This window comes from Mycobacterium asiaticum, from assembly GCF_001673635.1.
Classification (GTDB): domain Bacteria; phylum Actinomycetota; class Actinomycetes; order Mycobacteriales; family Mycobacteriaceae; genus Mycobacterium; species Mycobacterium asiaticum_C.
This window is the reverse complement of record NZ_LZMH01000085.1, coordinates 51,080-70,562: the sequence shown is the minus strand read 5'-3', so window position 1 is coordinate 70,562 and position 19,483 is coordinate 51,080. Positions and strand designations below refer to the sequence as shown.

General features: G+C 67.5%; 18 protein-coding genes and 1 pseudogene. 9 read left to right on the top strand and 10 right to left on the bottom strand.

Features of this window, described 5'->3' with window-relative positions; translation table 11 throughout:
* Positions 1–178 precede the first annotated feature (178 nt).
* Entirely contained in the window at positions 179–1,156 is a 978-nt protein-coding gene (locus A5645_RS26285; RefSeq protein ID WP_065035853.1) for a LacI family DNA-binding transcriptional regulator, read from the top strand.
* 84 nt (positions 1,157–1,240) lie between these two features.
* Complete coding sequence (locus tag A5645_RS26280) at positions 1,241–2,695, top strand: aldehyde dehydrogenase family protein (RefSeq protein ID WP_065122534.1); 1,455 nt, start codon at positions 1,241–1,243, stop codon at positions 2,693–2,695.
* Between the two features lie 76 nt (positions 2,696–2,771).
* Here A5645_RS26280 and A5645_RS26275 read toward each other — a convergent pair whose 3' ends face one another.
* Genes A5645_RS26275 through A5645_RS26265 form a run of 3 tightly spaced genes read right to left on the bottom strand, consistent with a single transcriptional unit; the run spans position 2,772 to position 6,651 of the window.
* Positions 2,772–3,179, bottom strand: coding sequence for a Zn-ribbon domain-containing OB-fold protein (locus A5645_RS26275; protein WP_065035823.1), 408 nt, complete (start codon positions 3,177–3,179; stop codon positions 2,772–2,774).
* Between the two features lie 13 nt (positions 3,180–3,192).
* Complete coding sequence (locus A5645_RS26270; RefSeq protein ID WP_065131591.1) at positions 3,193–4,401, bottom strand: thiolase family protein; 1,209 nt, start codon at positions 4,399–4,401, stop codon at positions 3,193–3,195.
* Between the two features lie 30 nt (positions 4,402–4,431).
* Positions 4,432–6,651 carry an acyl-CoA dehydrogenase family protein gene (locus A5645_RS26265; protein WP_065131590.1) on the bottom strand — a complete coding sequence of 740 codons (2,220 nt, stop codon included), beginning with the start codon at positions 6,649–6,651 and terminating at the stop codon, positions 4,432–4,434.
* 143 nt (positions 6,652–6,794) lie between these two features.
* Here A5645_RS26265 and A5645_RS26260 point away from each other — a divergent pair, with 143 nt between their 5' ends.
* Positions 6,795–7,382, top strand: coding sequence for a TetR/AcrR family transcriptional regulator (locus A5645_RS26260; protein WP_065131589.1), 588 nt, complete (start codon positions 6,795–6,797; stop codon positions 7,380–7,382).
* Here A5645_RS26260 and A5645_RS26255 read toward each other — a convergent pair.
* Positions 7,366–7,968 carry a TetR family transcriptional regulator gene (locus tag A5645_RS26255; protein WP_065131588.1) on the bottom strand — a complete coding sequence of 201 codons (603 nt, stop codon included), beginning with the start codon at positions 7,966–7,968 and terminating at the stop codon, positions 7,366–7,368. The two genes, A5645_RS26260 and A5645_RS26255, sit on opposite strands and share 17 nt — an antisense overlap.
* 17 nt (positions 7,969–7,985) lie before the next feature.
* Here A5645_RS26255 and A5645_RS26250 point away from each other — a divergent pair, with 17 nt between their 5' ends.
* The 5 genes and pseudogenes from A5645_RS26250 (at position 7,986) to A5645_RS26230 (ending at position 13,219) form a co-directional block, all read left to right on the top strand.
* Positions 7,986–9,065 (top strand): DUF1214 domain-containing protein, encoded by a 1,080-nt coding sequence (locus tag A5645_RS26250; protein WP_065131587.1) that lies wholly within the window; start codon positions 7,986–7,988, stop codon positions 9,063–9,065.
* Entirely contained in the window at positions 9,062–10,237 is a 1,176-nt protein-coding gene (locus tag A5645_RS26245; RefSeq protein WP_065131586.1) for a sulfotransferase family protein, read from the top strand. Before A5645_RS26250 ends, A5645_RS26245 begins: the two co-directional genes overlap by 4 nt.
* A gap of 75 nt (positions 10,238–10,312) precedes the next feature.
* A complete protein-coding gene (locus A5645_RS26240) occupies positions 10,313–10,687 on the top strand; it encodes a hypothetical protein (RefSeq protein WP_065122552.1) in 375 nt (124 codons plus the stop codon).
* A 41-nt stretch (positions 10,688–10,728) separates the two neighbouring features.
* A pseudogene (locus A5645_RS29195) lies at positions 10,729–11,796 on the top strand (PE family protein); the annotation flags it as partial.
* A 76-nt stretch (positions 11,797–11,872) separates the two neighbouring features.
* On the top strand, positions 11,873–13,219 hold the full coding sequence (locus A5645_RS26230) for an acyltransferase family protein (protein ID WP_065131584.1): 1,347 nt from the start codon (positions 11,873–11,875) through the stop codon (positions 13,217–13,219).
* On the opposite strand, the gene A5645_RS26225 is transcribed toward A5645_RS26230, so the two are convergent.
* Complete coding sequence (locus A5645_RS26225) at positions 13,175–13,621, bottom strand: MarR family winged helix-turn-helix transcriptional regulator (protein WP_065131632.1); 447 nt, start codon at positions 13,619–13,621, stop codon at positions 13,175–13,177. The genes A5645_RS26230 and A5645_RS26225 overlap by 45 nt on opposite strands.
* A gap of 76 nt (positions 13,622–13,697) precedes the next feature.
* Between A5645_RS26225 and A5645_RS26220 the strand changes: the two genes are divergently transcribed.
* A complete protein-coding gene (locus A5645_RS26220) occupies positions 13,698–14,639 on the top strand; it encodes a CE1 family esterase (protein WP_065131631.1) in 942 nt (313 codons plus the stop codon).
* A gap of 10 nt (positions 14,640–14,649) precedes the next feature.
* On the opposite strand, the gene A5645_RS26215 is transcribed toward A5645_RS26220, so the two are convergent.
* The 5 genes from A5645_RS26215 to A5645_RS26195 form a co-directional block, all read right to left on the bottom strand.
* Positions 14,650–15,204, bottom strand: a complete 555-nt coding sequence (locus A5645_RS26215; RefSeq protein WP_065131583.1) for a cytochrome b — start codon at positions 15,202–15,204, stop codon at positions 14,650–14,652.
* Positions 15,204–16,292 (bottom strand): catalase family peroxidase, encoded by a 1,089-nt coding sequence (locus A5645_RS26210; RefSeq protein WP_253867170.1) that lies wholly within the window; start codon positions 16,290–16,292, stop codon positions 15,204–15,206. Before A5645_RS26210 ends, A5645_RS26215 begins: the two co-directional genes overlap by 1 nt.
* Before the next feature lie 102 nt (positions 16,293–16,394).
* Positions 16,395–17,390, bottom strand: a complete 996-nt coding sequence (locus A5645_RS26205; protein WP_036361844.1) for an ABC transporter ATP-binding protein — start codon at positions 17,388–17,390, stop codon at positions 16,395–16,397.
* A 2-nt stretch (positions 17,391–17,392) separates the two neighbouring features.
* Positions 17,393–18,442 carry an ABC transporter permease gene (locus A5645_RS26200; protein ID WP_065131581.1) on the bottom strand — a complete coding sequence of 350 codons (1,050 nt, stop codon included), beginning with the start codon at positions 18,440–18,442 and terminating at the stop codon, positions 17,393–17,395.
* 45 nt (positions 18,443–18,487) lie between these two features.
* Positions 18,488–19,480: an ATP-binding cassette domain-containing protein gene (locus A5645_RS26195; RefSeq protein ID WP_065131580.1), complete on the bottom strand. Its 993-nt coding sequence runs from the start codon at positions 19,478–19,480 to the stop codon at positions 18,488–18,490.
* Positions 19,481–19,483: the final 3 nt, after the last annotated feature.

Below are 19,483 nucleotides of genomic sequence, written 5' to 3'. Positions count from 1 at the left end.
CGGTGTCAACGGTGTTACGAGGCGGAACGCATGTTCTGGATGCGGCGGACAGCGTGCATTTACAGACTATTAGTCAACTTTCTCTGATCCCCAGCGAGGCCCGGGGATGGGGTATTGCGCGCTGCGACGCGACGGTGCATGCCACCATGAGGCATCACGGCGCCCGGAAGGTGACGAGTTGAGCGGGGACAAAGGTGTGCGGCCCACCACCGCCGATGTTGCTCGCCTGGCGGACGTCTCGACGGCCACCGTCAGCTATGTGCTCAACAACGCCGAGGGCCGTCGGATCTCCGCGCAGACCCGGGATGCCGTCAACCGTGCCGCGAAACTGCTCGGTTACCGCCCGAACATGGCGGCCCGCAATCTCGCCCGCGGCAAGAGCGGCGTCGTTCTTTTCGTGGTTCCGCACATCGCGGTGGGTGACATGCCGATTCAAGCCGGCTCCCGGATGACCACGGAACTGGCACGACTGGGTTTGTTGCAAGTGCAGATCTTCGAGACCGAGGACAACCACCACGTCGTCGACGCGATCGAAAATCTCGACCCGGTGGCGGTGACCAGTCTCTTTCCGCTGAGCGAAGCCGCCGCGCGCGCGGTGAAAGCCGCGGACATCCCCTACGTCGAGATCGGGACACTGCCCGCCCTCGGCGACCCGCACCTCGCCGTCGGCGAAATGCGGGTGGCACACCTCGTGTCGCGCGGGCACCGGCAGATCGCCTTCGCCTATGGCGGCAGCCCCAAGTGGCGTGCGCTGGGTGACTACTGGCTCGACGGCGTCTCTCGTGCGGTCGAATCACGCGGCCTGCCACCGGTATGCGTCGCCGAGATCGCGGTGGACAACGCCGCCGACGTGGTCCGGGGCTGGGTCCGCGACGGCGTCACCGCGGTGTGCGCGCAGAGTGACGACATCGCCTGCGTCGTCCTGTATGGCATCCATGCCGCGCGACTGCAGTGCCCCGGGGACCTGGCCGTGATCGGTGTCGACGCCAGCCCCATGGGTGTGGTCAGCACGCCGCCGCTGACCTCGGTCGAATTCAATCCCCGCGCACTGGCCGACGCGGCGATCGCCGAGCTGTACGAGAAGCTGGGATATCCGTCCCCGCCATCGCCCGACATCACCGATATCGCTCGGGTCGTGGTGCGCTCGTCGACGTGACACCGCGCGATCCGGGCTCTGGACATTGTTTGGTTAAGCGCATAACCTCGCCATGACGAGGTAGCTACTCAAGGAGGAGTACGAATGGCGGTCCAGGCTGTTTTGGACGAGATCCGCGAACGACCCGGTACCGGTGAAACGATTGCGGTAGTCGATCCCGCCACCGAAGAGCAGGTCACCGAGTTCAAGGACTGTGGTCCCGAAGCCGTCGAGGACGCCGTCAAGCGCGCGCGGGAATCCTTCGAGTCAGGCGTTTGGCGCGACAAGCCACCGAGTGAGCGGGCCAAAATCCTGTGGCGGGTCGGCGAGTTGATCGATCAGAACGCCGAACTGCTCGCCGAGCTCGAGTCGCTGAACGCCGGCATGACCCCGCTGCAGGCCCAGGGCACCGTGACGGTGGGTTCGGAGTTCTTCCGGTACTACGCCGGCTGGTGCACCAAGATCGAAGGCATCGCGGCCGACGTCCACACCGGCGGCCTCACCGGCATCGACTCCCACCAGCACGCCTACACCCTCAAAGAGCCGTACGGCGTTGTGGGCCTGATCTTCCCGTGGAACGGACCGGTCTTCAACTTCTGCGCCAAGCTTGCGCCGTCCCTGGCGGCGGGCTGCAGCAGCGTGGTCAAGCCCGCCGAGGAGACTCCACTATCGGCCCTGGTGCTGGACAACATCCTGCACGAGGCGGGCGTGCCCGAGGGGGTGGCGAATCTGCTGCTGGGCTACGGCCACACCGCCGGTGCGGCCATCACCGCGCACCCCGATGTCGAGAAGGTCGCCTTCACCGGATCCACCGAGGTCGGTCGCGCGATCGTCCATGCCGCGGGTGACAGCAACCTGAAGAAGGTCACCCTGGAACTGGGCGGCAAGTCGCCGGTGGTGGTGTTCGACGACGCCGATCTGTCCAAGGCCGTCCCGATGGCGGCGTTCGGCACCTTCATCCACTCCGGTCAGGCGTGTGTGTGCGGTTCGCGAATCTTTGTGCAGCGCGGGATTTTCGACCAGTTCGTCGAACAGCTGGCCAAGGTTGCCGACGCCCTGCCCCAAGGCGGCCCCAAGGACGAGGGCAGCCTGATCGGTCCGCTGATCAGTCAGAAGCAGCTGACCCGGGTGCTGGGCTACCTCGACCAAGGCCGCAGCGACGGCGTCGAGGTCGTCACCGGCGGGAACCGGGTGGACCGCAAGGGCTACTTCATCCGTCCCACCGTGCTCACCAACGTCGCCACCACCAGCCGGCTGTTCCAGGAGGAGATCTTCGGCCCGGTGGTCGCGGTCATACCGTTCGACGACGAGGACGAGGCGGTGGCGCTGGCCAACGACAGCACCTACGGGCTGGCCGCGACCGCCTGGACCAACGACCTGGGGCGTGCGCACCGAATCGCCAAGCGGCTCAAGGCCGGAACGGTGGGGTTGAACTGCCAGATGCAGTTCGACCACTCCATGCCGTTCGGCGGGTACAAGCAGTCCGGCTGGGGGTACGAGTCCGGCAAGGCCGGCCTCGACACCTACCTGCAGACCAAGATCGTCTGGGCGCAAATGTAACGCTCCCTTGCGCGAGCAGACGCTAAAGCCCCTTTTTCGTGGCCGAAAAAGGGGCTTTAGCGTCTGCTCACCACCCTTAGGCGGGCTCGTAGCGCAGCATCGTGACGTCGTGGTCGGGGTAGTCGAAGAACACCGGGCGCACCCGCATACCCACACTTAGCCCGTCCGGTTCGACGTTCACCATCTCGGTGGAAAACCTTGGTCCCTCATCCCATTCGACAATGGCCAGCAGTTGCGGCACCGCGTCGACGAAATGCGGGCTGACCGGTCGGCGCGCCACGGTGTAGGAGTACAGCGTCCCCATGCCGGAGATCTCGCGCCATTCCAGGTCGTCGGCCAGCGTCCGCGGTGCCCGCACCCGGGGGTAGAAGACGTACGCCTGCGACGACGGTGAGTACTGGATGAGGATGCGGTGCTCGGCCAGCGCGTCCCAGAACGGCGCGGTGGTGGGCGTTTTGACGGGCATCGGGCGTTCGAAGTTCATCGTCGTGGTTCCCTCAGTCGCCTTCCAGGACGAGTGCCGTTTGCTCGGAAAGGATTCCGCCGTTGCCGGATACGAACGCCCGGTCGCAGTCGGCGACCTGCGCCGCACCGGCGCGGCCCATGATCTGGCGGGTGGCGTCGCAGACGTGGTGCATGCCGCCGGCCAATCCGGCCTGACCGAAACCCAATTGGCCCCCGGCGGTGTTGAGCGGGAAGTCCCCGCGGAAGGTGAGGTCGTGGCTGGCGATGAAGTCCAGACCCGTGCCCTTCTCACAGAAGCCCGCATCCTCGAGCGACAGCATCACGGTGATCGTGTAGCAGTCGTAGATGGAGACCATGTCCATCTGTTCGCGGGTCAGGTCGGTCATGCCGAACGCGGTATCGGCCGCGGCCGCCATCGGAGTGTTCAGCAGATCCTCGGCATAGGTCGGGGTCTTGAACGGCACATGCTCGCCGAATCCCTTGATCCACACCGGCCGATGCCGCGCCCGCCGGGCCAGGTCGGCGTTGGCGACCACGACGGCGGCACCGCCCACGCACGGCATCACGATCTCGAGCATGTGCAGCGGGTCCGCTATCACCGGACTGGCCAACACGTCTTCGACGGTGAGCGGCTTGTCCTTCCAAATTGCACCCTCGGTGTGATTGGCGTTGACCCGCTGATCGACAACGAGTTTCGCCATGGCCCGCTCGTCGTACCCGTATACCGCCGCATAGCGCCGTGCCACCTGGCCATAAGGCCCGTTCTGGCCGAGATTGCCGTAGGGAATCTCGAATTCGGCCTGCGGAGAGCCGTACTGGTTGCTGGACGATCCGAAGAACATCGCGTCCACGATCGGCCGGGGCTTCTGCTTGGACGACGGCGTGATGTATCGGGCCGGCAATGCGCATAACACCGCCTCACAGATGCCGAGCTCGATCGCCGCGGCGGCCCGCCACACCATCGCGGCCGCGCTGGCGCCGCCTAGGTCCACCAGTTCCGCGAATCTGGCCGGCACACCCAGGTATTCGGCGATGGTGGAGGGAACGAAGATCTGCGACTCGGCCAGATGCGATGTGGCGATGCCGTTCACGACGTCACCGGGCAGGCCGGCGTCCTCGAGCGCGGCCGCGGCCAGTTCGGCCCACTGTTCAAGGACGAACGGCGCGGGCGAGGCCTTGTTCAAGCGCTCCGGTGGCAGTTCGACATACCCGACGATGGCGGCTTCTCCGCGTAATCCCATGTCGTGTCCTCGTTGTCGGCTATGTTTCGGTCATTTTCGGGGCAGGCCGAGGATCATCTGGGCAATGATGTTCAGTTGAATCTCCCGGGTCCCACCGCCGATCAGCTCGGCGGGCAGGTGCAGATACGGTTCGACGATGGCCGGATCCGAGTGCGCGACCATGGCCAGCCGGCCGGTCAGTTGCAGGGTGGCCTCGAAGGTGCGCCGCAGCAACACATTCATCGCCACCTTGGCGATGCTGGACGCCGGCCCGGAGGCCTGACCGTCCAGCAGGCGGATGGTTTCCCGCACCCCCAGTGCCCGGATCGCGTTGGTGTAGGCGTCGAGTTCGCCGAGCGCGCGCAGCGCGTCGTCGCGGTCCGGGCCGGCTTCCGACGCCAGGCGACGCAGGGCGGCGGCACGATCGAACTTGACGTAACCGCTGATCGCCGAACGCTCTTCGGCCATGGTGGCGATCGCCAGATTCCAACCACCGACCGGGTCACCGAGCAACATCTCGTCGGGCACGAAGACATCGGTGAGAAACACTTCGTTGAAGTGCGCCTCTCCCGTCGCGGTCTTGATCGGCTGAATCTCTATCCCTGGGGTGCGCATGTCGAGGATGAAATAGCCGATGCCGCGGTGCTTGCTGGCCGCAGGGTCGGTGCGGGCCAGCAGCGCGCCGTAGTCCGCCCGCTGCGCCACCGAGGTCCAGATCTTGTGCCCGTTGATCTTCCAGCCACCGTCGACCTTGGTGGCGCGGGTGGTCAGCGCGGCGAGGTCGGAACCCGCCGCCGGTTCGCTGAACAGCTGGCACCACGCGATCTCGCCGCGTTGGGTCGGTGGAATCAGCTTGTCCTGCAGTTCTTTTGATGCCGCCCGCAGCACCGACGGCAGAATCCACTCGGCGATGCCCAGCGAAGGGCGGACCAGTTCGGGGCGCTTGGCGAACTCGTCGTCGATGATGAGTTGCCGCAACGGACCGGCGTCCACCCCCCACGGCGGCGGCCAGTGCGGCGCGATCAGGCCGGCCTCGGCGATCAGGGTGCGTTGCGGTCCGGTCTTGAAATCTTCGTAGTCGCCCTGGCGCCCGGGTTTGTCGTTACTCAATTGCGTTGCCGCATGCAAGGTTTCGGCCACCCAAGCCCGGAACTCTGCCTCCGAGTCGCCCAGGTTCACCGACATGTCCCGCTGCTGAGTGCGGGTGAGCTGCCCCAGCCGCCGGGCCCAGCGGTTCGCCTGGCCGATCGAGGCGGCCAGGCTGATCGCCCGCCGCCAGTACAGATGCACATCGTGTTCCCAGGTGAAGCCGATGGCGCCGAACATCGTCAGGGCATCCAGCACCAGGTCGGGCACCGGCGAGATGGCGATCACCGCCGCGCCGGCGGCCGCTATGCGGTGCTGTTCCAGCGATTCGTCCTGGGCGCGCACCGCGTCCCAGGCCGCCGCGGTGGCCAGTTCGCTATTGATCAGCAGCATTGCGGCGCTGTGCTGCAGCGCCTGGAAGGTGCCGATCACCTTGCCGAACTGTTCGCGGATGCGCAGGTGCGCCGTGACGGCTTCCACACACCATTGGGTGATGCCGGCCGTGGTGGCCGCCACCAGGCCGACCACGATGCATTCGGCCCGGTCCGGGTCGATACCGACCAGGACTCCCTCGGCACGGTGGTCGGTCAGCCGCAGTCGGCCGACATCGGTCACGATATCGGTGCCGTCAACGGCTTCCACTGCAGCCGTAGGGCTGTCGGGGTTCGCCAACGCCCACACCAGGTCTCCGTCCGGGCCCGCGGCGGCCACCAGGATCACCTTCGCCGAGCACACGCCCGCCGTGAGGTCCGAGGCACCCGAAATCACCCAGCCGTCACCGGCGGGCCGGGCATGAAATTCTCCGTTGCCGGGCAACACGGCCAGCGCGGGCCGACCGGAGGCCAGTTCGCGCAACAACGCCTCCCTGGTCGGCGTCGGATCCGCTTGCAGCGCAACCGCGCCCGCGGCCACCGCTGGGAGCAGCGGGCCCGGCAGCAGTGCCTTGGCCGCCGCTTCCAGCACACACGCGCTGTCGATCAGTCCACCACCCTGCCCGCCGACGCTCTCCGGCAGATGGACCGCGTGAAATCCGGTTGCCACCAAGGCATCCCACCAAGCCGGCAGCTCCCCCCGGGCCAGCGCATCGAAGCTCTCCCGCGTCTCGGCAACCGGAGCATGCCGGGCGGCGAACTGCCCTACGGCGTCGGTGAGCTCCTGTTGCTCGGCCGTCAATCCCAGGGTCATCGGCGTGCCCACTCAGAAGGCCGCCCAAGAGTGCTGTGCTTCGCCCCCACGGGCTGCTATCCTTTCGGCCTTACAAGACGAACCGTCTCGTCTTGTGGCAGAGTAACAAGCCTGCCGCGTCGAGTCGAACGGGACCACCCCAGATGCCACCGGACCAAAGCCAGGCGAACTCGCCGCGCCGCCGCAGCGAGAAGTCCCGCACGGCCATCGTGACCGCAACCCGCGAGTTGCTGCTCGAGCGGGGTTTCGACGGCCTCACCATCGAGGCGGTCGCGGCGCGCGCCGGCGTGGGGAAACAGACCATCTACCGGTGGTGGCGCAGCCGGCCGGCGCTGGTCGCCGACGTCTTGCTCGAGGACGCCGACCGGATCCTGGCGACGATGAACCACACCGGCGATCTGGCCGCCGACATCGTCGAATGGGTGGGCAAGCTCGCCGCGACACTGACAACCGCCCGCGGCGCCGCGATGCTGCGCACCCTGACCGTCGCCGGCATGGAGCACGAGGACACGGCGGTCAAACTCCGGGCTGGGTTCAGCAAGCCGTTGCACGACAGCGTTCGCACCAGGTTGGTCGCCGACGATATCGACGACGAGACCGCCGAGTCCGCCGCGGACGCGATCGTCGGCGGCGTGGTCTATCCGATCCTGTCGGACGCCAAACGGTATTCACGCCGGCGGGCCGAATTGACCACCCGGATCATCATCGATGCACTCACCCGATCGAGATGACCGCCAGCCCGGCACGCACCCGCTCCGGTAACGAGCCGCCATGGCTCAGCCAGTCGTCCAGCGCGATCCGGACGGTGGCCATCGCCAGGGCACCGATCAGCCGAGGCCGCGGATCCTGCGGCGCCAATTCGGGTATGCGCGGCGCGACCAGGTCCGCGATCGCCGCCTCGTAGCGCACATAGATGTGCAGCGTCCAGGCGTCAAGGGTCTCCGATGACCTGGTGAGCGTGGCCAGTTCGCGTATCTGGTCCTCGATCTCGGCGAAGCCATCACCCAATTCGCCGAAGGCCGCCGCCACGGCCTCGCCGGCGGACAGGCCTTCCGGTTGGTGGGCCAGCGCCGTGGTGATCCGCTCCAGCCACTCGACGTTCACCCCCTCGGCGACGGCGTCCTCCTTGGAGTTGAAGTAGCGGAAGAAGGTCGCGCGGCCGATCGCCGCGGTCTCCGCGATCCGGTCCACCGTCGCGCCGGTCAGGCCCACACTTCCCACCAGCTGCGCCGCGGCGGCGGCGATGCGCTGGCGGGTCGCCGCCCGCCGCCGCTCGACGAGAGATTCCCGCGAAGTGCTGGCTATTGGATGAGACATAGTCTAAGTATGAGACTATGACTCAAGCCGAGGCGCCGCAGGCCCTGGCCGCGTGGCGGTTCTTCCAGGAAATGTTGGGCAACGTCACCAACGTCGTGACAGAGGACGCGGAGTCGGACCGGGAACTCGCCGAAGGGTTGCGCGTGATCGCGCGGGTGAGCTCGCTGTGTGCGCAGCTGTCCGTGGAAGCCGATCCGGATCAGCCTTGGTTCTTCGACATGTGCTCGCCCACGCGAATGATCGGCGGCCCGAATCCGGACGGCAATTACTACCTCGCCATGATCCGCGGTGACCGCCGGTACCGCATCACCGGAACCCGCGGAACCAGCGCCTACCTCGGTATCCAGATTTTGGCCGGCACCGGGCTGACGCCGCGGCGTATGGCCGGATATCTCAGCGACGCCGACTTGGTCTTGCACTCGGGCGAATTCGAGCTGGTGCTGGCCGCCGAAGAACCGGCCGACACCGGTGGCGCGCAGTGGCTACAGATTCCCGAGGACGCGTCTTCGGTGGTCGTCCGGGAGTACATCGGCGATCGCGCGGCAGAACAGTTGGCCAGCCTGCACATCGAGGCACTCGACCCCGACCCACTGGCGCCACTGACCGACGCGGCGCTCGCCGAGCAGTTCACCGCGATGGCGTGGTCGCTGATGAAGCTGGCGACACTGCACCGCACGATCAAGCCCGAGCTGCTCGGCAACCCCAATACTTTGCTCACCGCGGAGGCCGCTGACCTGGGCGCGGCCGACACCACTCCGGACAACCTGTACATGATCGGCACCTTCCGGCTCGAACCGGACCAAGCCCTGGTGCTCGACATCGCTCCGCCGGACACCCGGTATTGGAACGTCACCCTGGAAAGCATCTGGCATGAGTGTCTGGAGCCGCCCCGCCGGCACAGTTCGGTGACCAACCGTGGCGTCACGCCGGACCCGGACGGCCGGGTTCGCATCGCGATCGCCGCCGAGGACCTGGGATTCGGTCACTGGCTCGATACCGGCGGCCGGCATCGCGGGTTTGTGGTGCTGCGGTGGCTGGACAATCCGGCCGCGCCCGACGTCAAGGTGTCCGTGCGCCGACGGACGGCACAGCAATGACCGCGCTGCAGGACCGGTTCGCCCCGGAACGTCTGATCGCAACCGCGTGCGAGGAAGCCGGTTCTGACGACTTCGGCGACGACGGCTGGCAGCCCGGACTGGAGTTGCTCGTCGACGGACTGCTCAACGAGGCCAGGTTGTCGGCCATCGGGGTGGAAATCGCGCACCTGGATCTCATGCGCGCCCTGAAGAACCGCCTCGACGTGATCGCCTGGCGCAAGCAGCATCCGGGGGTCGCCGCCAAGGGCATCGACGCGCCGATCTTCATCGTCGGCCAGCCCCGCACCGGGACCACGATCCTCTTTGATCTCCTCGCCCAGGATCCCGACCTGCGCGCGCCCCTGACCTGGGAGGTCGACGCGCCCTGTCCGGTACCGCAGCCGGCGACCTACCACGACGACCCGCGCATCGCCGCCACGCAAGCCAGCATCGACATGTCCGAGCAGATCATCCCGGGTTTCCTGGCCTTCCACCCGATGGGCGCGCTGGTCGGCCAGGAGTGCGTCCGCATCACCGCCAGCGAGTTCACCAGCATGATCTTCTCGGTGCAGTACCGCCTGCCGACGTACTACCGCTGGCTGCTGTACGACGCCGACCACACCGGCGCATACCGGTACCACCGAATCTTCCTGCAGCATCTGCAATCTGGCGTGCCGGGGCAATGGCTGCTGAAATCACCGGCGCATCTGTGGCAGCTCGCTGCGTTGTTCACCGAGTATCCCGACGCGTTGATCGTGCAGACGCACCGCGACCCGCTGAATGTCATCTCGTCGATCGCCGCGCTGACCCACCACCTGCGGCGGATGGGTAGCGACGAGTCCGAGATCGCCGGATGCGCGGCACAGTCCTACGAGGAGATCGTCGTCGGCCTCGAGCGCGAGATGGCGCTGCGGGACGGCGGCAGGATCCCGGCCGATCGCGTGATCGACGTCCACTACGCGGATTTCATCAATGACCCCTGGACCACCATCGGCGGCATCTACCGCAAGTTGGGCCGCGAGCTGCTGCCCGACACCGAGGCGCGGATGCGTGATTTCCTGGCCGCCCACCCCGGCGACGGCGGTCGGGGCCGATACACCTGGTCGGACACCGGCCTGGACGCCGGCGATGTCCGCGACCGGGTGCGCGCCTACCAGGAGCGGTACGCGGTGCCCACCGAGCAGCTGCGCTGACCGCCGGAAGATAGGCGAAAATTCGGGCTGCGTTCTCTCCCACAAAACGTGACGAACGACATAGACTTCCCGCTTGTGACGACCCCGTCGAACCCTTGGGGCGACGAACGACGGAGACTCTCGCAACAGCTGCAGATGCGAGGTCAGATTCTTGGCCGCAGGCAGGCGCGCCGGCTCAGTAGGCGCTTCGCGCTGGTCGGCGTTGACATCCCGCCGAGGCGCCTTCAGCAATTGGTCACCGGTTCACCCGCGGCGGACAGAGAAATGACCGACGTCAATTTCGCGCTGATCGCCACTCAATACAACCGAGAGAAGAAGAGCGCGAAAGTCGCGCACGCACAACGGCGTTGCAAACATGCGGCGATATGCGCGGGTCTGGTTCTGGTGGCGCTCAATTTTCTGTTCTGCATTGCGTATCTCTTTTTCACACTGACGCAGCAGGCTATGTAACCCGCCGTGTAATAGGCGCCAATGGCACGGGAGCCAATTGAATGTCTTATTTGGTGGCGGCGCCGGACTTTCTCACCGTCGCGGCGGCCGATATCGCCGGAATCGGCGCGGCAATCAAGGCGGCCACCGCCGCGGGCCCGGCCACCGAAATGCTGGCGGCCGGTGCTGATGAGGTGTCGATTGCGGTAGCGGAGCTGTTCGCCCGCAATGCGCAGTCGTATCGGGCGGTCAGCGCGCAAGTGGCCGCTCTTCATGAGCATTTCGTGCAGGCACTGCACGCCGCGGGCAACTCCTATGCCGCCGCAGAAACGGCCAACCTCGGGAGCCTGCTGCAGCGCGCGCCGCAAGCCCTACTCGACGCCGTCAACGCGCCTGCCCAGGCCGCAACCGGCCGCCCGCTGATCGGGAACGGCGTCGACGGACGTCCGTTCACGGGTGAGGCGGGCGGCCCCGGCGGGTGGCTGCTCGGCAACGGCGGCAACGGCGGCTCCGGGGGTCCCGGCCGATTCGGCGGTCGCGGCGGCGATGCCGGGTTGATCGGCAACGGCGGCAACGGCGGGCAAGGCGGGGTCAGCACCGCGATCAACAAGATCGCGCCGCTCGGCGGTGACGGCGGCAACGGCGGCTGGCTGATGGGCAATGGCGGCGCCGGCGGTCAGGGCGGACAGGGCGGCGCGAACATGGTCGGCGGATGGGGCGGTTTCGGCGGCAACGCCGGCTGGTTCGGCAACGGCGGCGCCGGCGGCCCGGGCGGCAGCGGCCCGTTGGGTGGCGGCGACGGCGGCAACGGCGGTAACGGCGGCCAGTACTTCGGGAACGGCGGCGTGGGCGGCGACGGACTCGGGTCCAGCACCTCCGCGCGCGGCGGGATCGGCGGCGACGGTGGCGATGGTGGCCAGATCGGCAACGGCGGACGCGGCGGTCGCGGTGGCGACGCCTCGCCGGTCGACGGGACGGCCGGCCCGGGCGGCAGCGGTGGCGGCGCGCAACTGATCGGCGACGGCGGCGACGGTGGCGCCGGTGGTTCGGGGTTCATCCCGGCGCACGGCGGCACCGGCGGCAGTCGCGGTGAACTACTTGGTCGGCCCGGCCTGCCCGGACCGGACGGACTCGGGTAGCGATACCCGGGCAGGACGAGTAGAACTACGCAGGCGTGGGCTGCCGTCGAACGGCGATGCTGCTTGAATGACCTTTTTGATGGGCTTTCCGAGCCCTGCTGAGCTGGCTGCGCGCACACCACTTGACCGCGACCGCGCCATCGACGTCATCCGTATTACCGCTTTGATCGGCGTGGTGATCGGCCACACCGTGATGGCGGTCAGCATCATCCGCGGCGGCGTGCTCATCTGGGACAACCTGCTCACCACGTCGGTGGTATTTCAGGCGCTGACGTGGATCTTCCAGATCATGCCGCTGTTCTTCTTCGCCGGTACCGCGGCGTGCCTCACGTCGTGGCAGCCCGGCACCAATTGGGGCGGCTGGTTGATGAAGCGCAGCACCCGGCTGTTCCGCCCCGTGTTCTACTACCTGGGCTTCTGGGCGCTCGCCCTTGCCCTGCTGTATCCGGTGCTGCCGCAACATGTTTACGAGCCGGTCGCCGGCATCAGCATTCAGCTGCTGTGGTTCCTCGGTGTCTACGTCATGGTGCTGGCGGTGATGCCAATGCTGCACCGGATCACCACCCCCACCCGATTGGTAGCCGGCGTCATCGGCGTCTACGCGCTGGTCGGCCTCATCGACGCGGTCCGGTTGCACTGGTCCGCCGCGGCGCCGATCGGCTACCTCAACCTCGTTGCCTGGCTCATCCCCGGCATGTTCGGCGTCGCCTACCGGCGCGGGTTGATCACCCGGCGGGCGGCACTGGTGACGGCGCTGGTGTTGTTCGCCGTCGACGTGGCGCTGGTCCACTGGGGGCCCTACGAGTTGAGCCTGGTCGGCATCGAGGGCCAACGCCTGACCAACATGAGCCCGCCGTCGCTGTTGCTCGCCGGACACGCAATCGTGCTGAGCGCGTTGGCAATCGCCGCGGCACCCGCGATCAATCGGTGGGCACGGCGACCACGCGTGTGGTGGCTCACCGCAATCGGCAACTCCGGGGCGATGACCCTGTACCTGTGGCACATGCCCGCGCTGCTGGGGGTGCACGTGCTCTTCGACACCTTTGGTAAGCCACGCTTCTCGGGACAACCGGACTTTCTGCTGGTCACTTTCGCGCAGCTGTTCATCATGATTGCTGTGGTGGCGGTGCTGTTCGTCGCGCTGCGGCCGCTGGAGAACAACCCGCTGCCGGGTTGGGACGGTGTCCCGCCGATCACCTCGGCCGGGCGGGGCACCGTTATAGGTGTGCTGCTCTGCGTGGCGGGGGCGGCGACCCTCGCCGCGGTGAAGTGGGGCCTCAAGGATGACGGGTTGGTGTGCGTTTCGATCATGTTCGCCGCGTTGTTGGCCGCGCGACTCCTGGCGGCGGCGCGCCCGTCCGTCGTGCCGTCAGTCCCCCATGGCGGCCAAGAGGTCCTGCAACGCGCGGCGTAATTCGGCCAGCCGGCGGGATCCGAGGGTCTGCTCCCAGTTCTTCTCCAAAGCCATTGCACTGGAACGCATCACACGCAATGCATGGCGACCGCGGGGGGTCAGTTCGATGATCCGGGTGCGCGCGTCCACGGGATTGGACTCGCGGATCACATAGCCACCCCGCTCCAGCGCGGTGATTGCCTGTGCCACCGCCTGCCGACTCACCCCGAGCCGATCGGCGAGGTCCGAGGCGTGCAACCCCCCGCCGGCCAACGGAACCAGCGCCACGGCCTGCGCCGGCCGGATGCCGTCGAGCCCGGCGGCCGTGAATGCCGCGCGCAGCCGCGGACCACCGGCGGACGCCACCAGTTGCAGCAAGGCCGGCACGGTCGGTTCCCACTGAGCATCCGCCAGACGTCGCATGATGGCCGAGTCTGCCATCTCCGCGCAATTTGACAAGTTACTTGTCAAACTTGAGCGGCGCTGTCACCATGGGCTGATGGCCTCGCGATGTGCCCGGGCCCGGCAACTGCCGGTGGTGGTCGCCCTTGCGGCGTTGCTGGCCGGGTGTTTCGGCGGCGGCCACGCCGTCGGATCACCGGACCATCCCACGATCCCGATCGGGCAGTCCTCGCAAACCATCCAATGGGCCGGCAGCAGCAGGACTTTCCACCTCTACCGCCCAGCCGGTTTGACCGAGGCGGCACCGTTGGTGGTGATGCTGCACGGCGGGTTCGGCAACGGAGCCCAGGCCGAACGCTCCTACCACTGGGACAGTACGGCCGACCGGGGTCATTTCCTGGTTGCCTATCCCGACGGTCAGGGCCGGGCGTGGAACGCCGGCTCGTGCTGCGGAGGCCCCGCGCAGTCCAACCTGGACGACGTCGGATTCATCACCGCCATCGTCGGCGCGATAGCGCAGCAGACGCCCGTCGACCCGGCGCGGATGTATGTCACCGGCATGTCCAACGGCGCCATGATGTCACTCCGATTGGCTTGCGAGACAGACATGTTCGCCGCGATCGCGCCCGTGGCGGGTACCACGGTGACCGATTGCTCGCGGGCCCGGCCGACCTCGGTACTGCAGATTCACGGCACGGCCGACGCCAGCGTGCCCTACAACGGCGGCCCCGGTAAGGGTTTGAGAATCGATGGCAACCCGCGCGTCGACGGCCCGGCCATACCAGCGGTGGCCGCGGCCTGGCGCGCTATCGACGGCTGTCCGGCACCGGCCTCGACCACCGTCGGCGTGGTGACCACCGAAACGGCCGACTGCCCGAACGGCCGCACGGTTCGCTTGATCTCGGTGGCCGACGCCGGCCATCAATGGCCCGGCGGTGTCCGCGGACCTTTGCTGGAGCGGCTGGGTTTGCCGCAGCCCTCGACCGCGCTCGGTGCCACCGACACCATTTGGGAGTTCTTCGCCCAGCACCACCGCTGATCCGTCCGAACTAGCGACGCCTGGTGGGCCACACCGCCATCCGGTCGATGATCCGGTCACGCAGCACGAGCGTATGGAACAGCACCGCGCAGACGTGGGCGGTGAACGTCAGGAACAACAGGAGGGCAAAGACACCGTGGCACTGCCGCAGCACCGCGTAGGCGTCGATGTTGTGTGGGGCGATGCCGGGCAGGTGGAACGGTCCCAGCGACACGATCGGGTTCCTGGCGGCCGATAGCATCGCCCAGCCCGTCAACGGCTGCACGATCAGCAGCGCATACAACAGGTACTCCGACCACGACGCGATGCGCCGCTCCACCGGTCCCATGGTCGTCAGGAACGGCGGCAACGTGTGGGTGAGCCGATTGATGAGCCGGATCACCGCGAAAATGAGGATCAGCACCCCCAGCGGGCGGTGGATCGCCAGCAGCAGCGGGTAGTAACTCAGCGACGCCACCATTGTCACGCCGATCAGCAGCTGGGCGATCACCATCGGCGCCATCAGCCAGTGCAAGATTCGCGACGGCACCGCGAAACGTGGTGCTGTGTAGGTTGTTTCGGCCATCAGACGCGAACCTCGCTCGGCGACTTGGGCTCTTCGGCACGGCGGGTGAAGGACCGTGCGTACACGCCGGCCCGGGCCGCGGGCAGAGGATCGTCGGACAGGGCCATGCCGTCCGGCAACACCGTCGGGTCGAAGTTGACGTCCCGAGCGTTACCCGCCGCCTCGGTCTGCACCGCGGTGAGGGTCAGGATGCCCGCGTCGATGGTGCGCCGCGACGGCGGCCACGGTTTGGTGGCGTCATTAGTCGGGTCCGCCGGGTCGCCGACGGTCAACACCAGCCGCCACCGCAGGGGGCGCTGCGCCACCGTGCGGATCAGTTCGTCGAACAGGTAGTCCTTTCCCGTTGCTCCGGTGGCGGGGGCCGGCGGGTCAATCGGCAGCACCGACCAGCGCACCGCAAACCTCGCGCCCGCGTCGTTGGTGAACCGAAAGGCGTTGAGACCGTGATAGGCACTATCGGCGAAGCCGGAGCTGGGCGGTGATTGCTTGATGATCTTCATCGCCGCCGCGGTCTCGGGATGCCGGTCCATGAATGCTGCCATCCGCTGCGGGTCGGGCTTGCCGGTGTCGGGCCGAGGCTTGCCGGCAAGCAACCGCTCGAAGAACCCTTCCGGGGTGCTGTCGGTGAAGACGGGCAGGTTGATCATCGCGGTGCGCCACTGCTGGCCATCGGAGGCGCGGAACACCAAGCCGAGGCCACGGACCGTGTCGGGCTTGTCGGGCTGATCGGGTAGGCCGCCGCCCAGCGAGAAGCGGCCGACGACCGGCACCGTGCCGCTACGGAATACCGAAGCACGGCAGATCTGCGTGCCGGCGCCGTTGCTCTCGAAAGTCCCTGTCGCGCTGAGCCCTTTGGCGTGGTTGCGACGAAACCCGTCGTGCCGTCCATAAACATGTTCGAATCGGTCGGCGAATCGGCCCGGTGTCAGCGTGTCCGGTCGCAACCACCCACCGGCGTAGGCGAACCCGCCGACATCCACCGCGGCGAAACCCGCCACGGCGCCCATGCCCAGCAGCGCTCCTCGCCTGCTCAGCGCCGGTCGATCGGCGGCTTTGGCCTCAGTGGATTCCTCGTGCTGGGGCCCCATGCCCACCGTCCTTTCGGCACGAACAGACCGCAAACAGACACAGTGTCGGCGACACAGGTTCAATCCGCATCACGAGCAGGCGAACGGAATCGTTCAGCCCGGTTAATCGTCGGCCGGTTCGCGATGGTCCAGCACGTCGCTGATACCGCCCAGTCCCAGCCGCTCACGGAAGGCCTGCGCCGTGTAACCGACGGCGGTCGCGTCGGTGCGGGCGCGCACGGTGGCTGACCGCGGCATGTGAAACAGCACGCCCATCTCGCCGAAGTAGTCGCCGGGGCCACTGACCTTGACCAATTCCTCACCGCCGTCAGCCAATTCGCGCACGATCTCGAACTCCCCGTCGGACACCAGGTAGATCAGATCGCCCATGGTGCACTGCTCGAACAGCACCTCGCCCGCCTTCAGCCGCACCGTCTCCGGGGCGCGATTGGTGGAGGCAGCGGCGGGCGCGACCATCTCGACCACCCGGTCGGCCATCGGCAGGATGCGGCTGTCGTGGGTGGCGACCACCACCACCCGGTCGTCGTCGGCGAGTTCCCGGATCAGCCGCAGCACCTCCTCGACCTGGATGAAGTCCAGGTGCGCGGTCGGTTCGTCCGCCAGGATCAGCGGCGGGTCCAGCGCGATCGCCCGGGCCACCGCCACCCGCTGCTGCTGGCCGCCACTGAGGTCGCCGGGACGATGCTTCATCCGCTCGCCGAGGTTGACCCGCTCGAGCAGTTCGGTGGCTCGCCGGCGCGCCGCCCCGCGCGACATGCCGGCACCGCGCAGCGGGACCATCACGTTCTCCAGGGCGGTCAGACTGGGCACGAGGTTGAAGGCCTGGAACACAATGCCGACCTTCTCCAGCCGGTAGCGCGCCATCGCGGCGCCGTCGAGTGCGGTGATCTCCACGCCGTCGAACTTGATCACCCCGGACTTCGGCCGCAGGATGCCGCCCAGGCAGGACAGCAGCGTCGTCTTCCCGCAGCCACTGGGCCCCAACAGAATCAGCAGCGACCCGGCGGCCACGTCGAGGCTCAGGCCGTTGATCGGCCGCAGCGCGTAGCCACCGCTGGAGTATTCGACGACGAGGTCCTGAATGCTCAAATCACCCATGGTCAGGGACCTCCGAAAGCGAGCGCCGGTTCCACCGCCACCGCGCGCCGCAACCCGGCGACGCTGGCCAACAACCCGATCGCGATGGCGATCACCGGCAACGCCAGGTAGGCGCCGACCGGAATCACCACCAGCATCGGAAACAGCGGCGCCAGCAATTGCGCCAGCAGGACGCCGACCACGGCGGCGAGCAGCGCCACCACCAGCGCTTGCAGGCAAAGCCCCACCAGGATCGACCGGGTCGGAATGCCGATCGCCTTGAACACCGCGAAGTCCCGCAACCGCTCGAGCGCGGAAAGGTATACCACCGAGCCCACGATCAGCACCGCCACGATCCACAGCAGGATCGCCACGATCGTGATCGCATCGACGGCCACCTTCAATGGCCGCAGCAGGTCGGCGACGCCGACAGCGCGGTCGACGAGTTGGTAGCCCTCGGGCAGGTCCTTCGGGGTTCCCTTGACGCCGATCGAGGTGACCATCGGTTGTCCGGTGTACGAAAGTTGTTGCAGCCCTTCGGTGGTGAGGAAGATGTTGGGCATCTTGGCCAGTGCGGTGGAGTTGGGCACGATGCCCACCACGCGCAGTGTCCGGGCGCCGACCTGCACGCTGTCGCCCAGCTGCCGGCCCAGTGTGCTCGACACCGCCACCTCGTCTGGTACGGCGGGAGCCCGGCCTTGGGAGACCTTCGGCATGCCGGGTCCGCGTTCCGGCGCACCGAAGGCGGTGGCGTTGCGCGTGGCAGTGCCTTCCCGGATGGCAGCCGCGGCGGTCGCGAGGGGCGCCACCGCCACCACGCCGGGCTCCGCGGCCACCCGCGCCAGGTCGACGGGTGCGAATGGGGTGGAGCCCAGGAAAGGCCCGGCCGCACCGGACTTGACGACGAACGCGTCGACACCCATCGCGTCGACGGTGCGCTGCGCCTCAACCCGAAAACCGTTGGCCAGTCCGGTGAGCACGAGCGTCATCGCGAACACCAGTCCGGTGCTGACGATCGCGATGACCAGGCGACGTCTTCGCCATTGCATGTCGCGCAAGGCCGCGAACAGCATGCACTGACGCTACCGTCGTTTGCCCTGTCAGGGCAGGGTCATTTTCTACTCGCTGCTGAGCTCGCGATGCTCGATCAGATCGCGCTTGCCGCCCATCCCGAGGCGTTCCCGGAAGGCTTGCGCGGTGTAGCCGACCACCGTCGCGTCGGTGCGAGCCCGTGCGGTCGCCGACCGCGGCATGTGGAACAACACGCCCATCTCACCGAAGTAATCTCCGGGGCCGGCCACCTTGATCAACTCCTCGCCGCCGTCGGCCAGTTCGTGCACCAGCTCGAACTCGCCCTCCTTCACCACGTAGATGAGCTCGCCCATGGTGCTCTGCTCGAACAACACGACGCCGGCCTTGAGCTCGAACGTTTCCGGCGCCCGGTCGGTGTCGGCGAAACCGGGCGTCAGCTCCACCACCCGGTCGGCCATCGGCAACATCCGGGAATCGTGGGTCGCGACCACCACCACCCGATCGCCGTCGGCGAGCTCGCGGATCAGTCGCAGCACCTCCTCGACCTGGATGAAGTCCAGGTGGGCGGTCGGTTCGTCCGCCAGGATCAGCGGCGGGTCCAGCGCGATCGCACGCGCGACCGCGACCCGCTGCTGCTGGCCGCCGCTGAGGTCACCCGGGCGGTGCTTGAGCCGGTCGCCGAGGTTGACCCGCTCCAGCAGTTCGGTGGCGCGCCGGCGGGAGGCCTTGCGGGACATGCCGGCGGCCCGCAGCGGCACCATCACGTTCTCCAGGGCGCTGAGGCTGGGCACCAGGTTGAAGGCCTGGAAGACGATGCCCACCTTCTCGCGCCGGTACTGGGCCAGTTCCCTGCCGTCCAGCGAGGTGATGTCGACGTCGTCGAACTTGATGGCCCCGGACTTGGGCCGCAGGATGCCGCCGAGGCAGGACAGTAGCGTCGTCTTGCCGCAACCGCTGGGCCCCAGCAGGATCACCAGCGACCCGGACGCCACGTCGAGGTTCAGCCCGTTGATCGGCCGCAGGGCATAGCCGCCGCTGTAGTACTCGACGACCAGATTCTGGATGCTGAGATCGCCCAACGG

Coding starts and splice junctions, on each gene's coding strand:
- A5645_RS26280 (WP_065122534.1), top strand. CDS start 1,241: ATGGCGGTCCAGGCTGTTTTGGACGAGATCCGCGAACGACCCGGTACC.
- A5645_RS26275 (WP_065035823.1), bottom strand. CDS start 3,179: ATGAACTTCGAACGCCCGATGCCCGTCAAAACGCCCACCACCGCGCCG.
- A5645_RS26270 (WP_065131591.1), bottom strand. CDS start 4,401: ATGGGATTACGCGGAGAAGCCGCCATCGTCGGGTATGTCGAACTGCCA.
- A5645_RS26265 (WP_065131590.1), bottom strand. CDS start 6,651: ATGACCCTGGGATTGACGGCCGAGCAACAGGAGCTCACCGACGCCGTA.
- A5645_RS26260 (WP_065131589.1), top strand. CDS start 6,795: ATGCCACCGGACCAAAGCCAGGCGAACTCGCCGCGCCGCCGCAGCGAG.
- A5645_RS26255 (WP_065131588.1), bottom strand. CDS start 7,968: ATGTCTCATCCAATAGCCAGCACTTCGCGGGAATCTCTCGTCGAGCGG.
- A5645_RS26250 (WP_065131587.1), top strand. CDS start 7,986: ATGACTCAAGCCGAGGCGCCGCAGGCCCTGGCCGCGTGGCGGTTCTTC.
- A5645_RS26245 (WP_065131586.1), top strand. CDS start 9,062: ATGACCGCGCTGCAGGACCGGTTCGCCCCGGAACGTCTGATCGCAACC.
- A5645_RS26230 (WP_065131584.1), top strand. CDS start 11,873: ATGACCTTTTTGATGGGCTTTCCGAGCCCTGCTGAGCTGGCTGCGCGC.
- A5645_RS26225 (WP_065131632.1), bottom strand. CDS start 13,621: ATGCGACGTCTGGCGGATGCTCAGTGGGAACCGACCGTGCCGGCCTTG.
- A5645_RS26220 (WP_065131631.1), top strand. CDS start 13,698: ATGGCCTCGCGATGTGCCCGGGCCCGGCAACTGCCGGTGGTGGTCGCC.
- A5645_RS26215 (WP_065131583.1), bottom strand. CDS start 15,204: ATGGCCGAAACAACCTACACAGCACCACGTTTCGCGGTGCCGTCGCGA.
- A5645_RS26210 (WP_253867170.1), bottom strand. CDS start 16,292: ATGGGGCCCCAGCACGAGGAATCCACTGAGGCCAAAGCCGCCGATCGA.
- A5645_RS26205 (WP_036361844.1), bottom strand. CDS start 17,390: ATGGGTGATTTGAGCATTCAGGACCTCGTCGTCGAATACTCCAGCGGT.
- A5645_RS26200 (WP_065131581.1), bottom strand. CDS start 18,442: ATGCTGTTCGCGGCCTTGCGCGACATGCAATGGCGAAGACGTCGCCTG.